This is a genomic window from Campylobacter sp. MIT 99-7217 (assembly GCF_006864365.1).
Taxonomy (GTDB): Bacteria; Campylobacterota; Campylobacteria; order Campylobacterales; family Campylobacteraceae; genus Campylobacter_D.
The window spans coordinates 21,637-48,009 of sequence record NZ_QHLJ01000005.1 but is presented as its reverse complement, the minus strand read 5'-3'; the positions used below and the strand labels follow the sequence as shown (position 1 = coordinate 48,009).

The 26,373-nt window shown below is 33.2% G+C and carries 27 protein-coding genes and 1 other RNA gene; 17 read left to right on the top strand and 11 right to left on the bottom strand.

The annotated features are described in order from the left end of the window. Nucleotides 1-20 precede the first annotated feature (20 nt). Nucleotides 21-590: an elongation factor P gene (efp, locus tag DMB92_RS05460; RefSeq protein WP_142682052.1), complete on the bottom strand. Its 570-nt coding sequence runs from the start codon at nucleotides 588-590 to the stop codon at nucleotides 21-23. A gap of 115 nt (nucleotides 591-705) precedes the next feature. Here efp and rnpB point away from each other — a divergent pair. Both rnpB and DMB92_RS05450 read left to right on the top strand, forming a co-directional pair. Further along, nucleotides 706-1,025: RNase P RNA component class A (gene rnpB, locus DMB92_RS05455), an RNA gene on the top strand. 19 nt (nucleotides 1,026-1,044) lie between these two features. After that, nucleotides 1,045-1,542, top strand: coding sequence for a hypothetical protein (locus tag DMB92_RS05450; protein WP_142682051.1), 498 nt, complete (start codon nucleotides 1,045-1,047; stop codon nucleotides 1,540-1,542). Here DMB92_RS05450 and DMB92_RS05445 read toward each other — a convergent pair. Both DMB92_RS05445 and rsmH read right to left on the bottom strand, forming a co-directional pair. Further along, a complete protein-coding gene (locus DMB92_RS05445; RefSeq protein ID WP_142682050.1) occupies nucleotides 1,539-2,405 on the bottom strand; it encodes a hypothetical protein in 867 nt (288 codons plus the stop codon). The genes DMB92_RS05450 and DMB92_RS05445 overlap by 4 nt on opposite strands. A 12-nt stretch (nucleotides 2,406-2,417) precedes the next feature. Beyond that, complete coding sequence (rsmH, locus tag DMB92_RS05440; protein WP_142682049.1) at nucleotides 2,418-3,332, bottom strand: 16S rRNA (cytosine(1402)-N(4))-methyltransferase RsmH; 915 nt, start codon at nucleotides 3,330-3,332, stop codon at nucleotides 2,418-2,420. A gap of 159 nt (nucleotides 3,333-3,491) precedes the next feature. Here rsmH and DMB92_RS05435 point away from each other — a divergent pair, with 159 nt between their 5' ends. The 3 genes from DMB92_RS05435 to ftsZ are packed head-to-tail and all read left to right on the top strand — an operon-like array spanning nucleotide 3,492 to nucleotide 7,495. Continuing rightward, nucleotides 3,492-4,985, top strand: a complete 1,494-nt coding sequence (locus DMB92_RS05435; RefSeq protein WP_142682048.1) for a peptidylprolyl isomerase — start codon at nucleotides 3,492-3,494, stop codon at nucleotides 4,983-4,985. Next, complete coding sequence (gene ftsA / locus DMB92_RS05430) at nucleotides 4,982-6,376, top strand: cell division protein FtsA (protein ID WP_142682047.1); 1,395 nt, start codon at nucleotides 4,982-4,984, stop codon at nucleotides 6,374-6,376. Before DMB92_RS05435 ends, ftsA begins: the two co-directional genes overlap by 4 nt. Nucleotides 6,377-6,382: 6 nt before the next feature. Next, nucleotides 6,383-7,495 (top strand): cell division protein FtsZ, encoded by a 1,113-nt coding sequence (gene ftsZ / locus DMB92_RS05425; protein WP_142682046.1) that lies wholly within the window; start codon nucleotides 6,383-6,385, stop codon nucleotides 7,493-7,495. A gap of 42 nt (nucleotides 7,496-7,537) precedes the next feature. On the opposite strand, the gene flhB is transcribed toward ftsZ, so the two are convergent. Further along, nucleotides 7,538-8,617 carry a flagellar biosynthesis protein FlhB gene (gene flhB, locus DMB92_RS05420; protein WP_142682045.1) on the bottom strand — a complete coding sequence of 360 codons (1,080 nt, stop codon included), beginning with the start codon at nucleotides 8,615-8,617 and terminating at the stop codon, nucleotides 7,538-7,540. A 132-nt stretch (nucleotides 8,618-8,749) separates the two neighbouring features. On the opposite strand from flhB, the gene uvrA reads away from it, so the two are divergent. The 5 genes from uvrA (at nucleotide 8,750) to DMB92_RS05390 (ending at nucleotide 16,003) form a co-directional block, all read left to right on the top strand. Further along, nucleotides 8,750-11,596, top strand: a complete 2,847-nt coding sequence (gene uvrA, locus DMB92_RS05415) for an excinuclease ABC subunit UvrA (protein WP_142682156.1) — start codon at nucleotides 8,750-8,752, stop codon at nucleotides 11,594-11,596. Nucleotides 11,597-11,619: 23 nt separating this feature from the next. Then, nucleotides 11,620-12,096 carry a hypothetical protein gene (locus DMB92_RS05410; RefSeq protein ID WP_142682044.1) on the top strand — a complete coding sequence of 159 codons (477 nt, stop codon included), beginning with the start codon at nucleotides 11,620-11,622 and terminating at the stop codon, nucleotides 12,094-12,096. 647 nt (nucleotides 12,097-12,743) lie between these two features. After that, nucleotides 12,744-14,000: a DNA cytosine methyltransferase gene (locus DMB92_RS05400; protein WP_142682043.1), complete on the top strand. Its 1,257-nt coding sequence runs from the start codon at nucleotides 12,744-12,746 to the stop codon at nucleotides 13,998-14,000. A 69-nt stretch (nucleotides 14,001-14,069) separates the two neighbouring features. Continuing rightward, a complete protein-coding gene (locus DMB92_RS09290) occupies nucleotides 14,070-15,044 on the top strand; it encodes a hypothetical protein (RefSeq protein WP_221886251.1) in 975 nt (324 codons plus the stop codon). Nucleotides 15,045-15,046: 2 nt separating this feature from the next. Further along, entirely contained in the window at nucleotides 15,047-16,003 is a 957-nt protein-coding gene (locus DMB92_RS05390) for a DNA-methyltransferase (RefSeq protein ID WP_142682042.1), read from the top strand. 1 nt (nucleotide 16,004) lies between these two features. Here DMB92_RS05390 and DMB92_RS05385 read toward each other — a convergent pair whose 3' ends face one another. Genes DMB92_RS05385 through DMB92_RS05365 form a run of 5 tightly spaced genes read right to left on the bottom strand, consistent with a single transcriptional unit; the run spans nucleotide 16,005 to nucleotide 20,484 of the window. Next, nucleotides 16,005-17,105 (bottom strand): ABC transporter permease, encoded by a 1,101-nt coding sequence (locus DMB92_RS05385; protein WP_142682041.1) that lies wholly within the window; start codon nucleotides 17,103-17,105, stop codon nucleotides 16,005-16,007. Between the two features lies 1 nt (nucleotide 17,106). Then, a complete protein-coding gene (locus DMB92_RS05380; RefSeq protein WP_142682040.1) occupies nucleotides 17,107-18,189 on the bottom strand; it encodes an ABC transporter permease in 1,083 nt (360 codons plus the stop codon). Next, nucleotides 18,186-18,959 (bottom strand): ABC transporter ATP-binding protein, encoded by a 774-nt coding sequence (locus DMB92_RS05375; protein ID WP_142682039.1) that lies wholly within the window; start codon nucleotides 18,957-18,959, stop codon nucleotides 18,186-18,188. The genes DMB92_RS05380 and DMB92_RS05375 overlap by 4 nt, the downstream gene beginning before the upstream one ends. After that, nucleotides 18,956-19,846 (bottom strand): ABC transporter ATP-binding protein, encoded by an 891-nt coding sequence (locus DMB92_RS05370; RefSeq protein WP_142682038.1) that lies wholly within the window; start codon nucleotides 19,844-19,846, stop codon nucleotides 18,956-18,958. The genes DMB92_RS05375 and DMB92_RS05370 overlap by 4 nt, the downstream gene beginning before the upstream one ends. Next, on the bottom strand, nucleotides 19,843-20,484 hold the full coding sequence (locus DMB92_RS05365) for an HlyD family secretion protein (protein ID WP_185900167.1): 642 nt from the start codon (nucleotides 20,482-20,484) through the stop codon (nucleotides 19,843-19,845). Before DMB92_RS05365 ends, DMB92_RS05370 begins: the two co-directional genes overlap by 4 nt. Before the next feature lie 731 nt (nucleotides 20,485-21,215). Between DMB92_RS05365 and DMB92_RS05360 the strand changes: the two genes are divergently transcribed. Genes DMB92_RS05360 through DMB92_RS05335 form a run of 7 tightly spaced genes read left to right on the top strand, consistent with a single transcriptional unit; the run spans nucleotide 21,216 to nucleotide 24,563 of the window. Further along, nucleotides 21,216-21,509: a hypothetical protein gene (locus tag DMB92_RS05360; protein ID WP_142682036.1), complete on the top strand. Its 294-nt coding sequence runs from the start codon at nucleotides 21,216-21,218 to the stop codon at nucleotides 21,507-21,509. A 24-nt stretch (nucleotides 21,510-21,533) separates the two neighbouring features. Further along, nucleotides 21,534-22,676, top strand: a complete 1,143-nt coding sequence (locus tag DMB92_RS05355) for a tyrosine-type recombinase/integrase (RefSeq protein WP_142682035.1) — start codon at nucleotides 21,534-21,536, stop codon at nucleotides 22,674-22,676. A gap of 1 nt (nucleotide 22,677) precedes the next feature. Beyond that, entirely contained in the window at nucleotides 22,678-22,851 is a 174-nt protein-coding gene (locus tag DMB92_RS09170) for a hypothetical protein (RefSeq protein WP_185900166.1), read from the top strand. After that, nucleotides 22,848-23,126: a hypothetical protein gene (locus DMB92_RS05350; RefSeq protein ID WP_142682034.1), complete on the top strand. Its 279-nt coding sequence runs from the start codon at nucleotides 22,848-22,850 to the stop codon at nucleotides 23,124-23,126. Before DMB92_RS09170 ends, DMB92_RS05350 begins: the two co-directional genes overlap by 4 nt. Then, nucleotides 23,119-23,388 (top strand): hypothetical protein, encoded by a 270-nt coding sequence (locus DMB92_RS05345; protein ID WP_142682033.1) that lies wholly within the window; start codon nucleotides 23,119-23,121, stop codon nucleotides 23,386-23,388. The genes DMB92_RS05350 and DMB92_RS05345 overlap by 8 nt, the downstream gene beginning before the upstream one ends. Continuing rightward, entirely contained in the window at nucleotides 23,379-23,984 is a 606-nt protein-coding gene (locus tag DMB92_RS05340; RefSeq protein WP_142682032.1) for a hypothetical protein, read from the top strand. Before DMB92_RS05345 ends, DMB92_RS05340 begins: the two co-directional genes overlap by 10 nt. Before the next feature lie 18 nt (nucleotides 23,985-24,002). Continuing rightward, complete coding sequence (locus tag DMB92_RS05335; RefSeq protein WP_142682031.1) at nucleotides 24,003-24,563, top strand: helix-turn-helix domain-containing protein; 561 nt, start codon at nucleotides 24,003-24,005, stop codon at nucleotides 24,561-24,563. Between the two features lie 27 nt (nucleotides 24,564-24,590). Here DMB92_RS05335 and DMB92_RS05330 read toward each other — a convergent pair whose 3' ends face one another. Both DMB92_RS05330 and tnpA read right to left on the bottom strand, forming a co-directional pair. Next, nucleotides 24,591-25,907 carry an RNA-guided endonuclease TnpB family protein gene (locus DMB92_RS05330; RefSeq protein ID WP_142682030.1) on the bottom strand — a complete coding sequence of 439 codons (1,317 nt, stop codon included), beginning with the start codon at nucleotides 25,905-25,907 and terminating at the stop codon, nucleotides 24,591-24,593. After that, on the bottom strand, nucleotides 25,907-26,365 hold the full coding sequence (tnpA, locus tag DMB92_RS05325; RefSeq protein WP_142682029.1) for an IS200/IS605 family transposase: 459 nt from the start codon (nucleotides 26,363-26,365) through the stop codon (nucleotides 25,907-25,909). The genes DMB92_RS05330 and tnpA overlap by 1 nt, the downstream gene beginning before the upstream one ends. Nucleotides 26,366-26,373 lie beyond the last annotated feature (8 nt).

Below are 26,373 nucleotides of genomic sequence, written 5' to 3'. Positions count from 1 at the left end.
TAAAAGGGTAAAATATTAGGCTATTTATTTGCTTTTTCGATATATTCGCCACGCACAGTATCAACGCGAATAACTTCTCCCTCAAGTACATGAAAAGGAATTTGCACCACTGCACCTGTTTCAAGAGTAGCTGGCTTTTTGTTTGAGCCTTGAGTATCGCCTCTAAAATTTGGTGCAGTTTCGATGATCTTAAGTTCAACGACCTGAGGCACTTCAACGCCGATTGCCTTGCCGTTGTGAAACATCACATCAACCATCATTCCATCAAGCATCCATTTTTTAGCTTCACCTACATCATCATCGCTGATAGCTACTTGCTCATAGCTTGTAGTGTCCATAAATTGGCAGTTTTCACCATCATCATAAAGATACTGCATAGTTTTTTGCTCTAAATTTGGAGCTTCACACTTATCGCCGGCATGAATGGTCTTTTCTAAAACCTTACCATCAATAAAAGATTTGATCTTTATACGCACAAATGCAGGTCCCTTGCCCGGTTTTACATGCTGATATTCGACTATTTTAAACGGAATTCCGTCAATTTCGATCTTTAAACCCTTTTTAAGATCGCCCATAGCATAAGTTGCCATAATTTTCCTTTTGTATAAATATTGCGTAGATTTTAACACGATTAACTTGATAACTTGATTAAAAATTTGTAAATTTTGAGCAAAAAATAAGAAAAATTTAGCTAAAATGCAAGTTAAAGCATAGCAAATGCTCGCTTCATTAAGAAGAGGAAAGTCCGAGCTGCAAAAGACAAGCATTCCATCTAACAGATGGCTAGAGTGATCTAAGGGAAAGTGCAACAGAAAGCAAACTACCACAAAAGTGGAAAAGGTGAAACGGTGAGGTAAGAGCTTACCAGCGATTTTAGCGATAATTTCGGCTTTGAAAACCCAATGTGCAGCAAGAAGGGATGGTTAGTGTCTTTGTTTTAACCCTTCGCTTGAGCAAGCTTGCAAAAACTTGCCTAGATAAATGAGCATTTAAGACAGAACTCGGCTTATAGCTATGCTTTAATTTAGTAATTTGGAAAAAATGATGAAAAAAATCAAAACATGGCTTTTTACTGCCTTATTTAAAATTTCAAACCAACCCATCTTACTTAGAGACTTGCTTGAAGCAAATGCCCTTTTTAACGAAGGAATGCTCGTTGATCCTTCAAAACTTAACTATAAATTTAAGTTTTTTAGCTCTTATTTGGTGTATTTTGCACTTTGTGCCATTGTTTTACTCCCTCTTCTTGCTATCACGCATTATTTTTTTACAAAGATTGATTTTCATTTAAGTATCATAAGCACAGTTGCTGTTACAGCCTGCGTTTTTATCTTTTATGATATATTCAAAATTTACACAAGAAAGCTTATCAGTAAGGAGTTGATACAAAAGGCTTGGAAGTTGCATTTTCCATTTTTTCCTTATGAAAAATACTCAAAAATCGTTGAAAATATCTATAACGAAGCTTTAAAAAAAGAAATCCCAAAAACAAGCCTAGAAGCATATATACTTGAACAAATCATCAAATTTAAGGATAATTAATCCAAATAATCCAAAATTTGATTTTGAAAACGCATATGCTCAAGTTTTCTTTTAAGCTCTTTGTTTTCCTCATTAAGAACAGATTCTTGACTTCTTAGAGTTGCGATTTCTCGGCTAAGATAATAAATTTGAGTTCTTATATAAACTTCTGGAACAAAAACAATGCAAGCAAAAGCTACCAATAAATACGCAAATAAAAGATGACTAAAGCTTAAATTTCTCTCTTCTTTTATAGCCTGAGTATGTCCTTCAAGCAAGATACTTTTGACTTCTGTATTTGCCTTACTTTCGCTTTCTTTTTCAGGTTCTGTTTTAGAAATTGTGATTTTTTTATCTTTTTCTTTTTTTTGTGGCTTTGGTTTTGTTTGTATATTTTGATTTTTATCTTGGAATTTAGCTTGTTCTTCTTTTTTAACTTTATCTTTCTTTTTTGGTATTTCAACATTTTTAAAAGCTATTTTTTGCGATTGATCTGAGCTAATAAAAGCTTTTGAACTTGTTTGATCTAAATTTAAGGTATGAGTTTTTTTATCAACTTCCTTTTGTTTTTTTAAATTTTTATCTTTTTTATTTCTTTTTAATTTGGAAAAAAATTTTAAGGAAAATGGTTTTTTTTCCTCAAGTTTTATATTGATTAAATCCTCTTTAAGATAAATGCTAGCTTTAGAATTATTCTCTTCATGTTCTTCATTAAAAAAATCATCATAAGCTTTTTTACGATTTTTTACCCTCTTTTTTAGAATTTCATCACTACTTGATATATCAATATCTTCTGGCGTCCTGCCTTCTCTGATCGCCCTTGAATACCGAAGCATTTTTTCTCGGATATTTTGTTTTTCCTTTAAAAATTCATTATTGTCCATTTTTATCCAAAATTATTTAAAATAAAAAACTCGCATTTTAGCACAGCTTGAGCGAGAATTGCTCTTAATCTCTTCCAAACTTGGCACAATGGGTTTTTTTGTCAAAATTTTTCCTAGGCTATGATTTTTGCCACATTCGCATTTTATAGCATTTTTATCACAAATGCAATCCCTTGACCATTTTTTAAAAGCATTTTTTACCAAAACATCTTCCAAAGAATGAAAACAAATGATAGCCACTATGCAATTTTTAGGCTTAAAAAGTACTAATTTTTCCAAAAACTCTTTTAAAACACTTAGTTCTTGATTAACCTCTATCCTAAGGGCTTGAAAGACCAATGTTGCTTGAGATACACTTCTTTGACCTACTTTAGCTCTACCGATGATTTGACTAAGTTCTTTAGCACTTGAAATAGGCTTTTTTGCTCTAAATTCGCAAATTTTTTGAGCTATAAATTTAGAGTTTGTAAGCTCTGCGTTTTCTTTAAAAATGCATTCAAGTCTTTCTTGAGGATAAAAATTCACCACCTCAAAAGCACTTAGCTCATTTTGCTTATCCATACGCATATCAAGACGAGTTGAATTTAAACTAAAACCCCGCTCATCATCATCAAGCTGCAAAGATGAAAGACCTATATCAGCTAAAATTCCTCTTACATCATCATTTTTACAAAAAGATAATATATCTTTAAAATTTGATTTTACAAGCTTGCATCTGTTTTTAAAGTGGGCTAAAATGTTCATTGAAAAATCCAAGGCTACCTCGTCTTGATCACAGGCTAAAAGTCTTAAATTTGAATGCTTTTGTAATATAGCTTTTGAATGCCCACCAAAACCTAAAGTACAATCAACAAATAAACCCTCATCAAGCCCATCAAAGATCTCAAGAACCTCATCAACTAAAACAGGGATATGCGGAACTTGCAAAATTTACCTTTTTGTAAAATTTTTCCTGTTATAATAGCAAACAAATTTTAAAATAAAACAAATTTTTTAAGATTTAAAACATAAAAATTTAGTTTTTTAAACTCTAATTAAACACTTTAAAGATACAATTCGTTCTTATAAATATAAGGATTTGATTTTATGATAACTTGGATGCAAAAACATAAAAAATGGCTTGTTGTAACGATTTGGATCAGCGTTATAGCCTTTGTTGGAGCTGGCTTTGTTGGCTGGGGAGGTTATGATCTGAATATAAATCGCAGTTCTTCTTTAGCTAAAGTAGGAAATGAGAAAATCACTCTTTTTGAGCTTAATGAAAGATATGCCCAAGTTTTTAGCTACTATAATCAAATTAGCAATGGAACACTCAGCGATGAACTTGCCAAAGAAAGACAACTTGATCTTCTTGCTTTAAATGACTTGATCGAAGACAAACTCTTTATCAACTTTGCAAAAGATTTAGGCTTGAGTGTGAGTGAAAACGAAGCTGCAATTGCTCTTGCAAGCCAAGAAGAATTTTGGGACGAAAATAACACTTTTGATCAAGAAAAATATTATTTTCTACTTGCTCAAAATCAAATCAAAACAAGCCAATATGAGCAAATGTTAGAAGATAGAATTTTACTAAGAAAACTACGAACACTCTTTGAACTTCCTGTTAAGGAAAACGAATTTGAAATGCTTGGTGCAAGCTATTTTATGCAAGATGTTTTAAGTATAGCCAAACTTGACTTTAAGCCTATAAATGTTGATATAAACGAAACAGAATTACAAAATCTTTGGAAAGAACATGAAAAAGACTATATCAACGAAAGAAGGTATGAAATTTCAACTTATTTCTTGCCTATTGCTCAAAACTTCGATGAACAAAACCTAACAACCTACTATGAAGAAAATAAACACAAATATACAGATTTTACGGGAAAAATTCTATCCTTTGATGAAGCAAAAAAAGACTTACTTATTGATTTTGGCTTGAAAGAATTGGAAAAGACAGCTAATCAAGCCTATCTTGATTTAAATTCTCAAAAAATACCATTCCAAGCAGATCTTAATATCAGTGAAAATGACATATACTATCCTCTAGAACTTTTAGATAATGCAAGAGCCAATTCCCTTTTGAAACCCTTTAAATTTAAACAAAATGATCAAAATGGACTTATGATTATAAGGCTAAATGCTCTAGTTCCTGCTAGCGTAAAAAGTTTTGAACAAGCAAAAGAAGAAGTTTTACCACTTTATCTTGAACAAAAACAAACTGAGGCTCTAAACCAACAAGCTAGTAAAGCTTTAGAGAATTTTAAGGGTAAAAATATAGGCTCTATGAGTAGAGATTCTATAAGAGATCCTGAAAGGGTATCTGATGATATCATGAATGATACCGAGTTTAGCCTCTTTTTGATGCAAGTGTTTAATTCAAATCAAAAAAAAGGTTTTGTAGCATTTAAAAATAAAGCCATTCTCTATGAAATAAGAGATCAAAATCTCATCAATCAAAATAAAATAAATCAATACAAAGAAAGTTTAAGTGCAAATTTACAAGTTGCCAAGGCAAACGAATTAGAAGCAGAACTATCTAAGGAATTAAGAAAAATTTATAAGGTTGAAATCTATTATAAAGGAAACTTGAATTGAATATTTTAGGAATTGATTTAGGCTCGACGCAAACTTGTGCTATCATTGCTCAAAAAGATGATGAGGGCTTAAAGATTATTGGTTTTGGAAAAGCAAGAGCTGGTTTTGACAAAACAAAAGCTAATGGAGTAAAAAAAGGTGTTATTACGAACATAGAACAAGCTTCTAACTCTATAGAAGAAGCTGTAAGAGAAGCTCAAATGATGTCTGGGGTGCGTTATGATAAAATCATTGTTTCCATGTCAGGTGCTTATGCGAAAAGTGTCAATAGTGTCGGCGTCGTTAATATACCAAATCATGAAATAGGCATTAATGAAATTCGTCGTGCCGTAAGCACTGCTAAACATACAGCAAATATCCCATCAGGCTATGAAATCGTCCATGTTTTACCCTTTAATTTTAAGGTCAATGACCTCGAACATGTCGATGATCCTTTAGGCATGAGTGGTACACGCTTAGAAGTTTCAACTCATATCGTTATCTGCCAAGAATCATACATAAAAAATTTAAAAAAGGCTTTGGAAATAGCCGATCTTAAGGTTGATAATTTCGTTCTTTCAGGCTATGCCTCAGCAATTGCCTGCCTTGATGATAGCGAAAAAGAGCTTGGAACAATTTTAATTGATATGGGTGGAGCAATTTGCGATATTGTCGTGTATATGGGAAATTCTATTCGTTATAATGATTGCTTACAAATTGGCTCTATCAATATCACAAATGATTTGGCTATGGCTCTTCATGCACCTTTAGAAGAAGCTGAAAGGATTAAGCTTAATTATGCAAATTTAAGTTTACAACCAAACAATCTTGTTCAAGTTCCATCAATGGGCGATAAAGATAAGATTGTTGAAGTTACTATAGATGTGATCAAGGAAGTCATTTACGCAAGAGCGCAAGAAACTTTGATGCTACTTGCCAAAATGCTAAGTGATAATCCTTATGCAAAGGCTTCTGGTGCTGGTATTGTTCTAACAGGTGGTATGACAAAGTTAGCTAAACTTGATGAACTTGCTGCAGTAATGTTTGATAATAAATCCGTGCGTATTGCAAGTGCGAGAAAAGATTTAGCCTTAGGCTTTAATGAAATTTTTAACGATCCTGAAAATACTTGTGCTATAGGGCTTTGTTTATATGGTGCTGGCTATTTTACCCCTTATGAACTTGATTCAAATAAGGATTTGAGATTTAAGGGTGAAGAGGACAATTACTCAAAAAAGTCCATCGCTCATCAAGAACCAGTCTTTGAAGAAAGAAAAAGTGAAATTTCAAGCAAAATTTCACAAGAAAATGATACAATATCACTTAATGAACAAATAGACTTTAGACCAGTTGAAGAAAATAAAAGTAATATCATTACCAGAATGTGGCAACAAATTGTCAGCAGATTTTAAGGAGAGATCATGGATTATACAGTTGAAGAAGCGATAAAACAAGGTGCAAAGATTAAGGTTATAGGCTGCGGTGGCGGTGGCGGAAATATGGTCAATCATATGATAGACACAATGGGGCTTAGTGATTTTGATCTTATTGTTGCAAATACAGATGCCCAGGCACTAGCTAGCTCTAAAGCAAAAACAAAAATTCAACTTGGAGAAAAAAAGACTAAAGGCTTGGGTGCTGGAATGGTGCCTGAGATTGGTGCTGAGAGTGCAAGAGAAAGTTACGAAGAAATCAAAGCAGCCTTAGCACAAAGTGATATCGTTTTTATTGCTGCTGGTTTAGGAGGTGGCACAGGAACTGGTGCTGCTCCTATTATTGCTCAAGCTGCTAAAGAGGTGGGTGCTTTAACTGTTTCTGCTGTTACCATGCCTTTTGCTTTTGAAGGTAAACAAAGAAAAAAACTTGCTGAGGCTGGTCTTTTGGAGCTAAAAAAAGAAACTGATTCTATACTTGTTATACAAAATCAAAAACTTTCTAGTATCATAGACAGAAAACTTGGTTTTGGAGAAGCCTTTGAAGTCGTTGATAATGTTTTGGCTCGTGCTGTGCGTGGAATGATCTCCATACTTTTAGACAATGGTAAAATAAATGTTGATTTTGCTGATGTAAGAACTATTATGAGTTATAGAGGCTTAGCTCTTATGGGTATAGGTTCTGGACAAGGAGAAAAAGCTATGGAAGAAGCTTTAGCAAATGCTATAGAATCGCCTCTACTTGATGGTATGGATATCAAGAGTGCTAAGGGTGTCATATGTCATTTTAAAACAAGCTCTCAATACTCTTTCATTGAGTTTTCACAAGCTGCCGGAGAAATACACGATCTTGTCGATGAAGATGCTAAAATTATTATGGGTACTACTCTTGATGATAGTTTAGGCGACAAGGTTGAACTGACTATTATTGCTACCGGTTTTGAAGATAAAGCAAGTCAGGATAATGCCAAAATAAAAGAACAAGAACCAAAAAAGAATCCTTATATCAATTTAAATGTAAAAACAGGAACATTTAATAGTGAAGAATTTCTACACGAACTTGAAATCCCTACTTGGATGAGAAACCAAATGGACTGATCATGTGCAAAAGAAGCTTATCTTCTTTTGCCATTATTTTTATTAAGCTTGTAAGCGATCGCCAAATTTTTTCTTATTTGACTGATAAACAAAACGCAAGACTTCTGCAACGGCTTTAAAAAGCTCTCTAGGTATCATATCTCCAACTTCACAAAGCTTATAAAGCTCTCTTGCAAGCTGAGGGTTTTCATAAACTAAGACCTCATTTTCATAAGCGATTTCTTTTATCCTTAGAGCCAAAAAATCCACCCCCTTTGCCAAAACCTTTGGTGCAGCTTCTTTAGAGCTATCATAACGCAAGGCTATAGCATAATGAGTTGGGTTTGTGATCACCACATCAGCACTTGCAACATCTTGCACCATTCTACGCCTTGCAGCCTCCATTTGCAAACGACGAATACGCCCTTTTACTTGAGGGTCTCCTTCCATTTGTTTATACTCATCTTTGATTTCTTGCTTGCTCATTCTTAAGCTTTTAAAGTACTGAAAACGAACCAAAAAAATATCCAAAATCCCCACCACTATAAAAGCAAGTATCACAACAGCTGCTAGGATAATCGCTTTTTCTTTCAGCCACACTAACTGCGAAACTATATCATAAAGCTCTACTTTTGGAAGCTCTGTCATGAATTGAAGCAAAAATACAAAGGCTATAGTAAAAACTATACCAACTTTTAAAATAATTTTAATCGCATCAATAAGTTTTTTTAAAGAAAAAAGATTTTTTAAGCCTTTTAGAGGATTAATTTTATTAAGATTTGGAGTTATGGGTTTGGTTGTAAAAAGAAAGCCAAATTGCATTACATTTCCTAAAACTCCTGCCACCATAATACTTAAAACTATGGGTAAAAGCATAATGATCGCTTCCATAACTGTTTTAATCATGACATTTTGAAGCATACCGACACTAAATTCAATACCAATTAAACCTTGATAATAGCGATATAAATTCATCATTCTATCGCCTAAAAAACCAAACAAAAACATAACTGCAACAACGGCAACTACAAGGGTTACAACAGCTGCTGCGTCTTGGGATTTGGGGATATTACCATCTTTTCTGGCATCTTCTAGCTTTTTACTCGTAGCTTCTTCAGTTTTTTCTTGATCATCAGCTGCCATTTTTTTCCTTAAAGATGAAAATACCACATTCTAGCACAAATTTACAAATAGCAAATTAGCTTTAATTTTTAGCTCAATTATGCTAAAATTACAAATTTAAAAATTTTAGGAAAAAATATGTCAGAAAAAAAAATCAATGAAAGCATTAAAATCACAGGGGCAAGGGAAAATAATCTTAAAAACATAAGCCTTGAGATCCCAAAAAATAAGCTCATAGTCTTTACAGGGCTAAGTGGCAGCGGTAAATCAACCCTAGCCTTTAACACCCTTTATGCAGAAGGGCAGCGCCGCTACATAGAAAGCCTAAGTGCTTATGCAAGGCAGTTTTTAGACAGGGTAGCAAAACCTGATGTAGATAAGATAGAAGGGCTAACCCCAGCCATAGCCATAGATCAAAAGACAACTTCTAAAAATCCTCGCTCCACAGTTGGAACCATTACTGAAATTTATGATTATCTAAGGCTTTTGTATGCAAGAATAGGACTTCAGCACTGCCACAACTGCGGTAAAAAGATCTCAAGTATGAGTGCAAGCGATATCACTAATGAAATTTTAAAGCTTCCTTTTACAGCAAAGATCATTATTTATTCGCCCTTGATTCGCGAAAAAAAGGGAAGCTTTAATGAGCTTTTTGAAAGCTTAAGGGCTAAAGGCTATGTAAGGGCTCAAGTTGATGGGGTCTTAGTAAGGCTTGATGAGGATATTGAATTATCAAAAACCAAAAAGCATAGCATTAAATTAGTTATTGATCGCCTTGAGATAAAAGAGGATTTGCTAGCACGGCTTACAAGTGATATAGAAAAGGGGCTTGAGGAAAGCTTTGGCGAGCTTGAAATAGAGGTGCTAAATGCTGAGGAGCTTGGAATTTCAAAGCATTATCATTACAGCGAGCATAATGCTTGTTTTGATTGCAAGCTTTCCTTTGCTGCCCTTGAGCCTCTTAGCTTTTCTTTTAACTCCCCAAAGGGAGCTTGTGTAAGCTGTGATGGGCTTGGCATTCGTTATAGCCTTGATATGAAAAAGCTAATTGATGAGAATTTAAGCATAGAAAAGGGCTGCATAAAGACCATGTATGGCTTTAATAAAAGCTATTATTATAAATTTTTACTCGCCTTTTGTGAGCAAAATAGCGTTGATATAAAAAAGGCTTGGGCTGATTTAAGCGAGGAAGAGCAAAGGCTAGTGCTTTATGGAAATGCTAAGGAGATTGATTTTTTTTGGAAAAGACACCGCATTAAAAAAAGCTTTGAGGGCGTGGTAAAGCTTGCTTATGATATGCTAAAGGATGAAAAGGATCTTGAAAATTATATGAGCGAGAAAATTTGCAAAGACTGCAAGGGTCACCGTTTAAAGCCTGAAAGTTTGGCTGTAAAAGTAGCAAATAAGGGGCTAGGAGAGCTTTTGGATATGAGTATAGAGCATTGCACCAGCTTTTTTAGCAAGCAAGGCAATTTTTCTTATCTTAATGCCTCGCAAAAACAAATCGCAAGCCCTATTTTAAAAGAGATTAATGAGAGGCTTTTTTTTCTTTTTGATGTGGGGCTTGGCTATTTATCCTTAGGACGCGATGCAAGGACTATTAGCGGAGGCGAGGCTCAAAGGATACGCATAGCCTCTCAAATTGGAAGTGGGCTAAGTGGGGTGATGTATGTTTTAGATGAGCCAAGCATAGGCCTTCACGAAAGAGATACCCAAAAGCTTATCAAAACCCTCAGAAATTTACAAGCTAAGGGCAATACTTTAATAGTCGTAGAACATGATAAAAAGACCATTGAGGAGGCTGATTTTATCGTTGATATAGGTCCTAAAGCTGGTAAATTTGGAGGGGAGGTTGTCTTTGCTGGAAGCTTTGAAAATTTGCTTAAAAGCAAGAGCGAAACCGCCTTATATATGAGAGGGCAAAAGCAAATTTCACACCAGCAAAACAGAAAGCAAGAAGAATGGCTTGAGCTTAAAAATGTAAGCATTAACAATATCAAGGGCTTAAATGCTAAATTTCCTCTGCGTAATTTAGTCGCTATCACAGGAGTTTCAGGCTCTGGCAAAAGCTCTCTTATACTTCAAACCCTGCTTCCCTTTGCTAAAGAAGAGCTTAATAGAGCTAAAAAGGTGCAAAAGCTAAGTGGAGTACAAATTGAAGGACTTGAAAAGCTTGATAAGGTGATTTATTTAGACCAAAGCCCCATAGGTCGCACGCCAAGATCAAATCCAGCCACCTACACAGGGGCAATGGATGAGATAAGAAATCTTTTTGCTGCGACTAAAGAAGCTAAGATGAGAGGCTATAAGGCTGGGCGTTTTTCTTTTAATGTCAAGGGTGGGCGTTGTGAAAAATGTAGCGGGGACGGAGAAATAAAAATAGAAATGCACTTTTTGCCTGATGTAATGGTGGTTTGTGATACTTGCAAGGGCAAACGCTACAATGATGCCACACTTGAGATCAAATACAAGGGCAAAAGTATAGCCGATGTTTTAGCTATGAGCATTATAGAAGCAAGTGAGTTTTTTGCCTCTGTGCCTCGCATTAAACAAAAACTTGATACCTTGGTAAAGGTGGGGCTTGATTATTTAAATTTAGGGCAAAATGCCACGACCTTAAGCGGAGGTGAGGCCCAGCGCATAAAGCTAGCAAAAGAACTTAGCCGAAACGATACAGGAAAGACTCTTTACATACTTGATGAGCCAACAACAGGGCTTCATTTTGAAGATGTAAATAAGCTCATACTTGTTTTACAGCATTTAGTGGAGCTTAAAAACTCTGTGCTTGTGATAGAGCATAATTTAGATGTGATTAAAAATGCTGATTTTATCATCGATATGGGACCTGAAGGAGGAGATAAGGGCGGAAAAATAATAGCTTTTGGAAGCGTTGAAAAATTAGCCAAGGAGTATGAAAAAACAGGCTCTTACACAGGGCAATTTTTAAATGAGGAGTTAAATTTAAATAAAAATTCTAAAGGCTCAAGGGCTAAGAAGTAAATTTAGGCTAAAAAAGGATAGAAATGTTTGAGAGCGAAAAAGAATTCCAAGATGAGATACAAAATAATAGCTCTTTGCAAAAGGATATTTGCTCCACTCTTGATATAGATTATGATAAAAGTAAATTTATAAGAGAGGATAAATATATAAATGGCATTGTGGCTGATTTTAGCATTTTTGAAGATGGTAAAATCAAAGCTATTGCTGAGTGTAAAGGCGGAAAAATTAATATCACTGATTTTGTGCGAGGTATAGGGCAAATTTTTCAATATGAATATTTTGCAGAAAAAAAGCTTTCTAGCAAACAATATGAATTTGTGGATTTTAAAGATTTTAGCTCTGTGTATATTTTCCCTGATTCTGTGCTAAGAAATAATGATTTTAATGTAGGATTTTTTAAATATCCAGAAAGTAAGAAAATTTTAGAGGTAAATTCTAATTCTTTAGCAGTAAGATTAATCAGCAATGAGGAATTAATTAAAATGGGGGGGGGGGTATAACAATAGAAAATTAAAATGTCAATATTATATACACGATACAAGAATTTTTGAACTTTATTATCTTTTAAAAATACTTGCTATCTATAAAATAAAATCCAAAACTATACATAGAAAATTATTAGAAAATGATTTTTCACAAAGATTAAATACTCCAAATTCTAATGGCTGGAGAAATATATTTATTACCCTATCCACATTAGGACTTATAAATAAAAAGACAAATGAACCAAATCAAGCTGGTATAAATCTCGCAAACAAAACTTATCCTGAATTTGCTTGTATAATTTTTAAATATTTAGAGCCTTTTTTTAAAATCATTATAAATACACTTAAAGAGCATAACTTAAGCTTAAAAAATAAAATAAATATTAGCAATTTAGAGCTTTTTGAACTCATATATAAACAATATAAAGAAATATCCTATCTAGTTGAAATACAAAATACTGATAGCACAAAGAACACTCGCTATATTTCAAGTTATTTAAATATCTTAAGAGATGATTATGGTGTAATTAATTTTAAGCCAAAAAGTAAAGAAAGAGAACTTTTGTTTGACCCCTTAATTTCAAATGAAAAAGCCTTCATAGAACATATTAAAAAATACTCTCAACAAAAATATTATGAGGAAAATTTTAAAAGGATTATAAATGAAATTTAATGTAGTAGAATTTTTTGTAGGAGCTGGTGGTAGCCATTTAGGTTTTATGCAAAATGGCTTTAAAAGTCTTTATGTAAATGATTTTGATCCTAATGCACTTGAAACTTTGAAATTTAATAATCAAAAAGATTTAAAGGATAGCATAATAGACAGCACAGATATAACACAAATCAATCCCAAAGAGCTAAAAGATAAGATTGATTCTAATGTAGATGTAGTCTTTGGAGGCATAGTTTGCAAAGGCTTTTCTTTAGCAGGAGAGCGAAGCCCAGCAGATGAGAGAAATCAATTTTATAGATATTATCTTAATATTATAAAGGAATTACAACCTAAAATAAGCATTATTGAAAATGTAAAGGGTATGCTGGGAGCTAAAATTCTTAACCCAAAAGCACCAAATAAAATATGGCAAGAAGTAGCAAGGCTTTATAAAGAAATAGAACTTTATAGAGGAGCAAAATCAGCATACAGAAAACAAGATAAAATCACGCAAGATATAATAAAACAAGGGCAAAATTTAAGAAAGCAAAAGCAGGATTTATTAAAAAATATAGAACCACATTTAATTAATGTAATCGATGATATTATTAAAATTTACAACAAAATAGGCTATCAAGTAAGCTATAAGATTTTAAATGCGGCTTGGTATGGCTCTAGCACGAAGCGTGAGAGACTAATCATAGTAGCCGTTCGTAAGGATATAAAAGCTAAATTTAAATTTCCTATCCCTATTTATTATGATGAGAGCATAGGCACTAAGCTTGATTTTAGTAAAGATGAATTAGCAAATATTAAATTTAAAAAGCCCATTGTTTTAAAGGAATGTTTAAGCAAGATTGATTATTTAGACTCTACTGATATAGATAATTTGCCTATGAAACACAATGTAAAGACTATTGAGCGTTTTAAATACATAAAGCCAGGGTGTAATATCTCAAATAGCCTAGATTTACTACCTAAGCATTTACAAATTTCAAAATTCTATTCAAGGGGAGGTAATATGAGATTAAATTTTAATGACTTAGCTCCTACCTTAGTTCCTGGTCATAGTGCATTCCCTCTGCACCCAAGCGAACATAGAAGCATAACTATACGAGAAGCAGCTACAATCACAGGCTTTCCACTAGATTATAAATTCTTTGGCTCTCATACTAAAAGATGTGAGCAAGTTGGAAATGCTGTGCCACCACCACTTTCAAATTCTTTAGCTAAGGCTGTAAAAGAGTTTTTAATAAAAATTAGCTAGTTTAGGTGCATAAATAGCTTTATGCTTATTTTAAATTTTTTGGTTATAATGTAAATTTAAAAATTGGAATTGAAAATTACAAAGATGAATAAATACAACACAGTAATACAAAAAAATTCTTTTTATTTTAGCAATAGCAAATTTGAGGAAGAATACGAGGCAAATACCATAAATCTTATAAAAACTCTGCTTTTAAATTTACAAAATGAAATACAAAATCAAGGCTCTAAAGAAGAAAACTTTGTAGATTTTATACAAAATAATGAATTTGGCTTAGAAGCCTTGCTAGTCTTAAATGGCATTGCTAATGAAAATTTAAAACGCATTATTACTATTGCTAGGATTGTAAAAGATAAAGAGTTATCAAACATGCTTTATATGCAAAAATGGAATGATAATAGCGATAGTAATGATATAAAAGAATGGGGCGATAAGAAAATAAAAAATCTTATTAAAAATAATGAATTTTTTGCAAAGGGCTTAATAAATTTATTTTTTAAAGGCTCATCTAATGCCTTTTTAGCTAGAACACTGCCACTATTTGAACTAAGTAAATTAAATATTACAAAAATTAATTTTAATCAAAATGCCATGATAGATTCTCTTATTCGTTACAGACAAAAAGGCTCTTATAGCGGTGCTATGGATAATAATCCTGAATCTTGTATAAAAAATATTTTAAGCTCTTTAAATATAGATTTTGATAGCGGTGATTTGCCATTTTTAAAAGACAGCCTTAACAAACGCACTATGGATTTTATCATTCCAAACAAGCAAAATCCACAAATTATTATAGAATCTTCTTTTCTTAGCACCACAAGTAGTGGGCAAGGCGATAAGGCAAAAACAGAGTTTGCAGTAGCAAAGCTTATAAAAAAGCATTATCCAAATGCTAGATTCTATGGTTTTGTCGATGGGATAGGCTGGTATGTAAGAAAACAAGACTTAAAAAGAATGGTAGAAGCTTATGATGAAGTTTTTACTTTTAGAGCTGATGAATTACTAAGATTTAGCTCTATATTAAAAGATATATTTAAGGCGTAAATATGCAAAATCTACCTATAAATGAAATCTTGCAAGGAGATTGCTTAGAGCTTTTTAAAAATATTCCTAGTGATAGTATTGATATTGTGTTTGCTGATCCACCCTTTAATCTTAAGAAGAAATACAATTCTCATAAAGACAAGCTTTTGGAGAACGAATATCTAAGCTGGTGCGAAGAGTGGATAAATGAGTGTGTGCGTGTGCTTAAAAATGATGGTTTTATATTTTTGCATAATATTCCTAAATGGCTTACTTATTATAGTGCTTTTTTGAATAAAAATATGATTTTTAGGCATTGGATAAGCTGGGAGGCGATGACTGCTCCTATGGGAAAGACTTTACAGCCAGCACATTATGGAATCTTATTTTATTCAAAAGGCGAGGCAAAGACTAGGTTTAAAGAGATACGCTATCCACACAAAAGAGATAGAAAAGGCGTGTTGTTTAAAGACTATGGAGGAAAAAAGAATATTTTACACCCCTTTGGTCCTTTGTGCTCTGATGTTTGGAGTGATATTCATAGGATTAGACATGCTAAAAATAGAGATGAGCACCCTTGTCAGTTGCCTATTCATTTGCTAGAAAGAATTATTTTAATGAGTAGCGAGGAAGGAGATCTTATTTTAGATCCCTTTATGGGAACGGGCACTACAGCACTAGCAGCAAAAAGGCTTGGTAGGAATTTCATAGGTTTTGAAAAAGATAAAATTTATTGTGACATTGCTAGAACAAAGCTTGAAAATGAGAATTTTATTTCTAAAATAGGCAATTCTTGGGTAAGTTTTCATTTAAAAGAAGTTATTAGCTTAAGAGAATGTGATTGGCAAGATTTGAAAGAGTATTTTAGTATTCCTAGCAATATAAAAGACATTGATACACAAAAAATAAGACTTTTAAACAAAAGTAAATACAGCTTTGAAGAAGATAGTTTATTTTATGATCTAACTTATAATGCCTAAACTAGCCCCGTTTTTTGTAAGAAAAAATCGCCCATAAATTTAGCACAAAAGCAAAGGCTAAAAGGCAGATGAGATTTAGCCAAAGATCGCTTAGCTCGCTTGCTTTTAAAAAAATAAGCCTTAAGGATTCGATGAAATAGCGTAAAGGATTAAGATAAGTAAGGAATTTAGCCCAATCAGGCATGGATTTTACCGAGGTGAAAAGTCCGCTTAGAAGGATTAAAATCAAAATAAAAAAATAGCTCACAAACATCGCTTGTTGCATGGTGTTAGAATAATTTGAAATGATGATCCCCATGCCAGCTACAACCAAGATATAAATAAAGGCGAACAAATACACAAGCAAAAAGCTTCCCTTTGGATAAAGCCCATAAATCACAAAAGCCATTAAAAAGCAAAGACTTAGCACCAAAAGTCCGATCAGCCAATAAGGAATAAGCTTTGAGAGTATAAAAACTAGCTTTGAAATGGGCGTTACATTGATCTGCTCGCTTATGCCCTTTTCTTTTTCAGCAACGATATTAAAAGCAGGCAAAAAGCCACAAATCAGCGTCAAAACCATGACCATCAAAGCTGGGATCATAAAAATTTTATAGTCTAAATTTGCATTAAAGCGGTAAATGCTATTTGTTTCAAATGCAAAAAAAGCAGAGTTTTGTAAGGTATTTAGCTGTTTTACTTTCACAAAATCCAAGATGATATTGCTAAGATAATTTGCTCCTAAAACGCCTTTTACTGAATTTATAGAATTTGCGTAAATGCCTAAATTTGCCTTATTTTCCTTGTTTAAAGACTGCTCGAAGTTAGATGGCAGCTCTAAAATCAAATCGCAGTCATTTTGATAAATGCACTCATAAGCTTCTTTGGTGTTTGTTGTTTGAAGAGCGATGTTAAAATAAGAGCTTGCAGCGATTTTCATCGCAAGTTTTTGAGTGGTCGAGCTTTTATCAAAATCAACTATGGCTAAATTTACATTTTTAATCTGCATATTCGCAGCCCAAGGCATCACACAAATGATCATGATAGGAAAAAGCAAGATAAGACGCGGTAAGAAGCGGTTTCTAAAGATTTGTTTAAATTCTTTTTGGATCAAAAATAGCATTTTAAAGCCTCACTTTAAAGCTTTTTAAGCTTATAAATAAAATCGCAACAAACATCAAACCTAAAATGCTAATTTCTTTTAAGCAATACCCCACACCAAGCCCTTCTATCATGATCTTTTTAAGCCCTAAGATAAACCATTTTGTAGGGATTATATGTGAAAGATATTGCAAGATCAAGGGCATGCTTTCGATAGGAAAAAGCATGCCAGAAAACATCATGATAGGCATCATAAAAAGCATTCCACAAACAAGCATAGAAGCAATTTGTGTTTTGGCTAAATTTGACACAAAAAGCCCTATACTAAGCACTAAGGCTATATAAAGCATGCAAAAGGCAAAGAGCAAGAAAATATTTCCTGCGATTTTAAGATCAAGGGCAAAAACACACACGAGTAGCACCAAAATCAAGCTCAAACAAGAAAGCGCAAAATAAGGCACAATCTTTGCAAAAATGATGAGTATAGGCTTTATAGGCGATACAAGCAGGATTTGCATGCTGCCGTATTCTTTTTCACGCACGATAGAAATGGAGGTCATCATCGCACAAATCAGCATTAAAATAAGCCCCAAAAGTCCCGGCACGAAGTTGTAAGCACTTTTTCCTTGAGGATTGAAAAGCAAGGTGGTTGCGATTTCAAGCGGACTTTGAAAGCTTAAATTTTTTTCTGTTAAAAAAGAATTTAAGACATTATTTGCGTAGATATTTATGGTGCTAGCTCGGTTTGGATCACTGCCGTCGATTAAAAGCTCTATTTTGGCATTGTTTTGTTTGAAATCCTCGCCAAAGATGATGAGCAGATCCGTTTTATCATCATTAAAAATCGTTGCAATTTCATCTTTAAAGCGGATATTTTTAGCAAATTCAAAATACTCATTTTGAGCAAATTTTTCTATGATTTGTGTGCTAAGACTTGTTTTGCTAAGATCAAGCACGCCAAATTTAACCCCGCTAACCTCAGTGCTTAAAGCAAAGCCAAAAAGCAAAATTTGAATGATAGGCATTAAGATAAGGATAAGCATAGTCCTTGTATCTCTAAAAATGTGAAAAAACTCTTTTTTAACAAAGGCATTAAAAGCTCTCACGCACCGCCCCTTTTGGCACTCTTAGCCACCTCGTAAAAAACTTCATTCATAGAGCTTACGCCAAGTGCTGTTTTTAGCTCGCTAGGGCTTCCAAGAGCATTGATACGCCCATCAACCATGATACTAAGCCTATCACAATACTCAGCCTCGTCCATATAATGAGTCGTGATAAACACGCAAGTTCCCATACTCACAGCCTCGTGTATAAGCTGCCAAAACTGCCTTCTTGTGATAGGATCAACCCCGCCCGTTGGCTCATCTAAAAAAATAATCTTTGGAGAGTGAAAATTTGCCACGCAAAAGGCGAGTTTTTGTTTAAAACCAAGGGGGAGATTATAAACAAATTCATCTTTTTGATCCTCAAATTCAAGCTTTTCAAGTAGCTTTTTCATCTTTGTAAAAATTTCTTCTTCCCTTAGTTTGTAAATTTTGCCAAAAAAATAGATATTTTCCCAAACCTTAAGATCTTCAAAAAGTGAGAATTTTTGACTCATATAGCCTATATTTTGCTTGATAAGCTCGCTTTGAGTGTTGATATCAAAGCCTGCTACAAAGCCACTTCCAAGACTTGCTTTGCTGATACCACATAAAATTTTTATAGCCGTTGTTTTGCCTGCTCCATTTGCTCCTAAAAAGCCAAAAATTTCGCCCTTTTTCACCTCAAAGCTGATATCATCAACAGCCTTAAAATTCCCAAAAATCTTGCTTAAATGCTCGATTTTAATGATAAGATCTTCATCTTTAAAGTCATTTTTAAAGATCAAACTCATCTTAAAAACTCCATAAAACAATCCTCAACGCTAGCTTCAATGACCCTATAAGTAGCATTTTTCAAATGAGCGTTTGAATCTATAGCTGTTTTTATATCAAAACCTTCTTTAAATACTATATGATAGGAATTTGCAAACAAAAAACAAGAATAAATAAACTCAAGCTTTCTTAACTCTTCCAAGGCATAAACACTGATATTTTTAAACTCATAAAGTGTGTGCGTAAAGCTTTGGCAAAGCTTTTGAGGACTATTTACGCTTAAAAACCTGCCCTCAAAAATCAAAGCGATCCTATCACAAAGACTTGCTTCGTCCATGTAAGGCGTGGAAACTACGATACTCATTTTAGATTTTAGTTCGTTCAAAATATCCCAAAATTCTTTTCTACTGACCGCATCAACGCCGGTTGTTGGCTCATCAAGAAAAAGCAACAAGGGCTTGTGAATGAGCGCACAGCACAAAGCAAGCTTTTGTTTCATTCCTCCAGAAAGAGCCTTTGCTCTTCTGTTTTTAAAAGGCTCAAGTGCCTTGTAAATAGGCTTTATCAGCTCGTATTCAGCCTCTATGCTCGTGTTAAAAAGCCTTGCAAAAAAGTCCAAATTCTCATAAACGTTAAGATCCATATAAAGGCTGAAATTCCCCGGCATATAGCCTATTTGCGTGCGAATTTTAGCATAGTCTTTGACCAAATCAAGCCCCAAAATCTCGCCCTCGCCACTATCAGCTAACAAAAGCGTGGTTAGAATTTGAAAAAGCGTGCTTTTTCCAGCCCCATCAGGTCCTATGACACCAAAAATTTCATTTTCCCTAACCTCAAGGCAGATATCGTGTAAGACCTTGGTTTTGCCGTAGCTTTTGCTTAGCTTATTAACGCTGATGACACTCATTTAAGCTTGATCTCGCCATAACTTCCAATCTTCAAAAATCCGTCATTTTTCACATCGATTTTTACCCCATAAACCAAATTTTTACGCTCATCTTTGACCATGATCGTTTTTGGCGTAAATTCAGCCTTACTTGAAATCCACGAAATCCTGCCCTTATACTCTTTATAATCCTCGCCAAAATCCACATACACAGCTACTTCATCTCCAAGCTTTAAACGCGTTAAATCAGTATCAATCACATAAGCTTTAAGCCTTAAGGTGTCTAAATTTGCGATTTTAAAAAGAGCTTTATTTGGCGAGCTTAGCTCCCCTTTGAAAGCGTATTTTTCAAGCACAGTTCCAGAAATAGGCGATATGATCGTAGCTTTTTGGATCTTATCTTCTATGATTTGGGCTTGAATTTGGCTATTAGCGATCTCATTATCTAAAGATTCGTTACTTAGATTCATTGAGGAGAGTTTAGAATCAATTTCTTTGCTTACGAGATTAAAATTTGAGTTCGCATCATCAAGGGCTTTTTTTGTGCTAGCTCCGCTACTAAAAAGCCTTTGCGCCCTTTCAAGCTCTCTTTTTGCGGTGCTTAGGCGTTCTTTAAGTGGGGCAATTTGCGTTTGAATGTCGCTTTTTTGCGCCTGCAAGGCTTTGATATGCTCGTTAATGGCGTCTTTGTTGAGCTTAAGCTGGGTTGTATCGATGAAGCCAAGTATTTGCCCCTCACTTAAAACCTCGCCCTCGCTTAAATTTATGTCTAAAATTCAAAAAATTTCCCATTTTTCTACTCAATTTTAATCAATCTTAAAAACAAGTTCTTTAAATTTTTCGGCTCAAATTACCTTTAAAATCTTTCGAGTTTGTAGGGTTTTGAAAGAAAATTAATTTTTTTAAAAGCTTTTTGTATTTAGTGAAAGCTTGAGTTAATTTTAGGATTTTTTAAGCACAAAGAGGGGGAGTGAAATCCCATGCCCTGTGTCTAAAAATGTGTCTAAATTGTGTCTATTTTTTAAGATATTGAGAAATAAAGCATTTGAACGCTTTTAAAAATCTATTTTAACAAATCAAACTTTTTTATAAGTTTTGTTTAAAACTTAATAAAGATTATTTACACAAATTTGAGCTATGAGGTGGGTAGCTGGAAAATTGTTGTTTTAGCTTTTATGAGACAAAGCCTTAAAGCTTTGCTTGTGAGCTAATTTAAAATCATCTATGAGGTGGGCTTAAAAATAAAAAGGAGGATTTAGAGGGGATTGATCATTTAGAACTTAGCTAATGAGCTTAATAAAAATATTTTTAAAATAGGGCTTTAAAAAAGCTCAAAATAATAGAACAAAGGAAAACAAATGAAAATTTCAAACAAAAACGGAGGAAGAAAATGAAAATTCAATTGATTGATTTGATTAAAGATACTTATCAAAGAACGAGTTTTGTGCAATATGTGAGAAAAAATCACATTGTAGATTTTGAAAAGCAAATGGTTAAAAGACCTGCTTTTCAAGGATATTTTATAAATACCCATGCAACGCATCATTTAGCCTTAGTTACAAACAAACAAGAGCTTCAAAAAATCGTGAATTTTAAAAACAAAGAGGCAAAAGAAATCAAATCAAAAGAGCTTAAAAAGGCTTTTGCGGTAGTGGAAAAGTTTTTGCAAGAAAATGAAATCTAAACCATTTGAAAGGAAAAGAAAAAAATGACAACAAACATCTATGCAAGAGGACGAAAGCTCTATTTAGACTATAGAGACGAGGGACAAAGATTTAGGATAGCTAGTGGGCTTAAAGATAGTCCTGAAGCTAGGACTTTCATTAGTGATAATTACTTGCTTTTTATCGAAGATAAGCAAAAAGCAAATTTAGCCTTTAGGGAATTTAGCGACAAAAAAACCGAGCGAGCGTTAAAAGCTACTGAAGCAAGGTATGAAAACAAAAAAAGAGAGTTTAAGGGCGAGCTAAAAGAGCTTTTTGAACTTTTTGAAAAAAGCCTTTTGTCAAATAGAACCAACACCTTGAAATCTTACGCTTCTATGAAAGCTTTTGTATATGACTTTTTAGCTCATTGTAAGATTAGAAAAATTCAGGATTTAAACAATCAACTAGGCTTTTTCTTTGTGGGGTTTGCCAAAGAAAAGAAAAACTGCAATACCACGCTTAAAATAAGGGCAAATTTTTTCAACCGCTTTTTAAGCTTTTTAGTTGAAAATGAATACTTGCTTAAAAATCCTTTCAAGCTTCCTAAGCTAAGCTATGATGAAGCCGAAGCTAGCAAAAAAAATGAAAAGGCATTTGATTATGAAGAAATGAAGCTTTTGATAATGAATGCAAAAGGGGATTTAAAAGATTATTTACAAATAGCCTTTTTTACAGGGGCTAGGACAGGAGAAATTTTAGGGCTTAAAAAAAGCGATATTGATTTTGCTAAAAACGAGCTTCACATTAAAAGAACACGCCTTGAAAACGGGGGATTTAATTTGCCCAAAACAAAGGCTTCTTTTAGAACGATTGATCTTTTGCCCATAGTTAAAAACGCTCTTTTAAAAAGGCTTGAGGAGCTTAAAAAAGATGATGAACTGATTTTTAAAAAATACAGAGCCTTTAAGCTAAGGCATGATTTTAAAGCCTTGCTTGAAAGGCTTGGTTTTGATAAGAAAATACCCATTTATAACACAAGGCATTCTTTTGCTTCTTTGATGATAAGCAAAAATGAAGATATAGAATGGGTTAGCAAACGCATGCTAGGACATACAAATACAGCAATGACCTTTCAAAAATACAGCAAATATCTAAAAAAAGACATAGCTATGAGGGCAAATTTTATCAATGAAGAGGATTTTTAAGATGAAAGAATTAGTCTTAAGCAAAAAGCTAAACTTAGCCTTGCATATAACAGGCGAGCTTGGGGATTTTGTAGATGAGGGCTTAGAGCTTTTAGATGAGTTAGAAAGTGATTTTAACGATGAAAGGCTTGAGAGCTTAAAAAGTATATTTTATGATATGAAGGAGCTTTTATGAGGGGATTTTTTGAGAACTTAAAGGCTTTTTTAAAAACGCATAAGCAAAATTTAGAGCTTAAAAATGAGCTTTTGAGACTTAAAAATTTACTGCGTTTAAAAGAAGATATACAAAGACAAATGCAAGTGAGTTTTTACAAAGAAAATATTTCAAACATAAGGCTAAAAGATTTTAAAAAGCTGGTTTTAAAAGAGCTGGAGCTGGGTCTTAACTCTAGCGAGGCTTTGGCTTTAAAAAAAATCAAAGAGCTTAAAGAAAGGCTTAAACATGAATGAAGCAGATAAATTAAACTTAGCTTATGAGGGGGGAGCTAGCACGAAAGGCTTTAGCATTGATTTAAAACGCTTTGAGTTAAAGGGCGATGATGAGCTAAGCTTTGCAAAAAATGCTAGGGTGCAAAGCTTTATTGAAAAAATGGAAAGTGAAGGCTTTTGTTTTGTAACTATGGGAGCAGACTTTTTAACTATGGTAAGGATAGAGCCTTTAAAACAAAGCAAACAAAAAATAAGAAAATTTAAGGATATATCATGCTTGTGAAAGATTTTTTACAAAGACTAAGAAGAAGACTTATTGATGAGGGTTTTCATGCTAAATTTAGCGATGAAGAGCTTTTAGCCTCGCTTAATCAAGAACAAAATATCTTAATCAGTGATTTTGAAATGAATGTTCAGCATTTTTCAAAGCAAATAAGCAGTGATGATAATGTTTTGCATTTGCCAAAACTTGCTTTAAAAATCGTTCATGCAAGGCTAAATGCTAAGGCAATACCACTTAAAAACTACAAATACGCCCTTGAAAATGAAAATCCCACCTTGCATGTGATGAGCTATTCAAACATGCAAAGCTTAGCTGTGCTTCCTCAAATCAAGGCAAATGGGCTTTTTGAAGTATGGGTTAATCTTTGCGTGTTTCAAGATGATGAAAACGAAAATTTATTTTTGAATGATTTGTTTGTGAATGCCTTGCTGTATTCTTGCTTTAAAAATGTCTTGCAAAGCGAAAATAGCGAGTTTTCTTTGCAAAAAATGAACTTTTATGAGGCACTTTTTGAAAAAGAAAGCTCAAGGCTTAAAAAGTTAGTTAGCGACACTAGAGAAAAGCAAGTGTTTTTTTCTAAGGTTTCAAGAGTTTAAATCAAAAGGAGTTTTAAAATGATAGTTAAACAAGAATTAAAAGAAAATTTCACCATAGTTTCAAATGAGATCATAAGAAGTAAGGAGTTAAGCAATAACGCAAAGCTTTTGGCTGTTCTTTTGTGTTCTTTGCCACAAAACTGGGCTGTAAATACTCAGCATTTAAGCAAAGAGCTAAATCTTGGCTTAAGAAGCGTTCAAAGAGCTTTTAAAGAGCTTATTGATTTAAATTTCATTCAAAAGGTGCAAATCATCGATGAGAAAACAAACAAATTCACAAATTCCTTTTCGGTGGTTTTCATAGGCAAAAATGAAAAAGAAATCAATCAAAGTTTAAAAGATGAATTAAAAGGCGAATTTGTAGGACAAAAAGTAGAGGCTAGAGACGATTTAAACGAGATTTTAGAAAATGAAAGCCCAAATGATACGGATTTGAACGCAGAAAATGAAACAAAAGAGCATTTAAATGAGCTTTCAAACAAAACGACAAATTCACGCCAAGCGGAAATTTGTCGCACATATGTGAATCACCCCCACTTAAGAAGTGAGGGCTTCCTAACTAAAGCCAACCATTGTTAGCTAACTCGAAAGGCTTTTTTTACTTCGCTATACTTGTAACTGCAAAGCAGAAGTTTTATAGTCCAATAGGCTAATTCCTAACCCAAATGACTTTAATCCACGCTCCAAGATATTTAAACTAGCATTTATGTCTCTATGTATGGTTGTTTGACATTCTTCACAAGTATATACTCTATCTTGTAGTGTTAGATTATCTTTTATATTTCCACATACATTACAAGCTTTACTTGTATATTGTGGATTTACTTTTACAAAGAATTTGCCATTATGCTTTTGCTTATATTCTAGCATTTGAGTAAATTGATAGAATGAAGTATTTAATATCCACTTATTTAAGCCACTTTTAGCTTTTACATTTTTTAGTTTAGCTCTTTTAGTCATATTCTTATTTTTAAGTGCTTCAACTACTATCAAATCAAATTCTTTAGTAAGTTTTGTAGTTATCTTATGATAACTATCTCTTTTGATATTGCTACTCCTTTCATAGATTTTATTGAGTTGTTTTTGTGTTTTTTTAAAATTACTCCCTAGCTTTGATTTACATTCTTTTGCTTTTAAGATTCTGCGTGATTGTTTTCTTTGTAGTCTTTTAAAAGTAGTATCGTATTTTTTTGCATTGATTTTCTTAGATAATGTTTTAATTAACTCTCCATTGCTTAAGGCTATATCATTTATATTTAAATCTATTCCTACGCATTTATTAGAATCTAGATTTTGTTTATCTAGTTGCTTTACTTCTTGTTTATAGGTGATACTCAATGAAATATAGTATTTATCATTGCTTTTTGAAATAGTAATTTGATTAAGCTTATACTCTTTTGGCAAGTCTCTATGATAACGCATTTTTAAAGGCATATTCATTAGTTTAAAAATTTTAAAGTGCTTATTGTTAGATTCTAATATTTGATAGCCTTGATTGTTCCAATTAAAGCTTTGTTTAGCAAGTTTAGAATTTTTAAAATTTGGAAAACCTATGTTTAATGCCTTAGCTTTTTGTTTTGGTGTTGAGGCTTTTTGTATTGCTCTTTTGCGTTCTGCTAGTATCTCTTTACTCAATGCTCTTTTGATAGCTTGTAAAAAATTTACTCTTGCTTGTTGGGTGGTTACTGATTTAAAAGGTAACTCTCTTTGTTTTAAGGCAAGTTTTACTAATCTATCGTATTCAACTGCCTTAAGATATTTCTTTTGCTCTTTTGGTAAGTCTTTGTTAGCTTCGTAATCTTTTTTCCATAGATTTAAACAGATATTAAAGGCTTGATTATATATGAAACATTGATGATCTAATGCTTTTGCTTGTTCTACATTTGGGTAGATTCTATATTTAAAGCCTTTTGTGATTTGCATTAGATATTCCTATATGCCTTTGTGCGTCTATCTAAGTTTTCACCATCTTTTTTAACGCCTTGATTTTCTACATATTTTTTTAAGACTTCTAAGCTTACTCCACCTGTTGTAGCTAAAAAATAACTTCTGCTCCAAAAGTATTCTTTCCACAAAAATTGTCTTATGTAAGTAAATTCTTGTTTAATTAGTCTGCTTGAAGCTGATTTATAAGCATTAATGAATTTTACTAGCTCGCTTTTTGGCTCTGCTTCAAAAAGTATATGCAAATGATCTATGTCGTGATTAAATTCTATTACTTTAAGACTATATCTAGGATTTAATGCAATGTATTCAAAAATTTCTCTAAGTCTTTTGCATATCTCATCATTTAGCACTTTTCTACGATACTTTACAACAAGTATGAAGTGATATTGTAGTAGATATACTGAATGTTGATTTTTATTATATTTCGTTTCCATGTAGTAAT

Coding starts and splice junctions, on each gene's coding strand:
- DMB92_RS05390 (WP_142682042.1), top strand. CDS start 15,047: ATGCAAAATCTACCTATAAATGAAATCTTGCAAGGAGATTGCTTAGAG.
- DMB92_RS05410 (WP_142682044.1), top strand. CDS start 11,620: ATGTTTGAGAGCGAAAAAGAATTCCAAGATGAGATACAAAATAATAGC.
- DMB92_RS05375 (WP_142682039.1), bottom strand. CDS start 18,959: ATGAGTTTGATCTTTAAAAATGACTTTAAAGATGAAGATCTTATCATT.
- DMB92_RS05330 (WP_142682030.1), bottom strand. CDS start 25,907: ATGCAAATCACAAAAGGCTTTAAATATAGAATCTACCCAAATGTAGAA.
- DMB92_RS09170 (WP_185900166.1), top strand. CDS start 22,678: ATGAAAGAATTAGTCTTAAGCAAAAAGCTAAACTTAGCCTTGCATATA.
- DMB92_RS05355 (WP_142682035.1), top strand. CDS start 21,534: ATGACAACAAACATCTATGCAAGAGGACGAAAGCTCTATTTAGACTAT.
- DMB92_RS05435 (WP_142682048.1), top strand. CDS start 3,492: ATGATAACTTGGATGCAAAAACATAAAAAATGGCTTGTTGTAACGATT.
- DMB92_RS05445 (WP_142682050.1), bottom strand. CDS start 2,405: ATGGACAATAATGAATTTTTAAAGGAAAAACAAAATATCCGAGAAAAA.
- DMB92_RS05400 (WP_142682043.1), top strand. CDS start 12,744: ATGAAATTTAATGTAGTAGAATTTTTTGTAGGAGCTGGTGGTAGCCAT.
- DMB92_RS05450 (WP_142682051.1), top strand. CDS start 1,045: ATGAAAAAAATCAAAACATGGCTTTTTACTGCCTTATTTAAAATTTCA.
- DMB92_RS05350 (WP_142682034.1), top strand. CDS start 22,848: ATGAGGGGATTTTTTGAGAACTTAAAGGCTTTTTTAAAAACGCATAAG.
- tnpA (WP_142682029.1), bottom strand. CDS start 26,365: ATGGAAACGAAATATAATAAAAATCAACATTCAGTATATCTACTACAA.
- DMB92_RS05340 (WP_142682032.1), top strand. CDS start 23,379: ATGCTTGTGAAAGATTTTTTACAAAGACTAAGAAGAAGACTTATTGAT.
- DMB92_RS05360 (WP_142682036.1), top strand. CDS start 21,216: ATGAAAATTCAATTGATTGATTTGATTAAAGATACTTATCAAAGAACG.
- DMB92_RS05370 (WP_142682038.1), bottom strand. CDS start 19,846: ATGAGTGTCATCAGCGTTAATAAGCTAAGCAAAAGCTACGGCAAAACC.
- flhB (WP_142682045.1), bottom strand. CDS start 8,617: ATGGCAGCTGATGATCAAGAAAAAACTGAAGAAGCTACGAGTAAAAAG.
- DMB92_RS05345 (WP_142682033.1), top strand. CDS start 23,119: ATGAATGAAGCAGATAAATTAAACTTAGCTTATGAGGGGGGAGCTAGC.
- DMB92_RS05335 (WP_142682031.1), top strand. CDS start 24,003: ATGATAGTTAAACAAGAATTAAAAGAAAATTTCACCATAGTTTCAAAT.
- DMB92_RS05385 (WP_142682041.1), bottom strand. CDS start 17,105: ATGCTATTTTTGATCCAAAAAGAATTTAAACAAATCTTTAGAAACCGC.
- efp (WP_142682052.1), bottom strand. CDS start 590: ATGGCAACTTATGCTATGGGCGATCTTAAAAAGGGTTTAAAGATCGAA.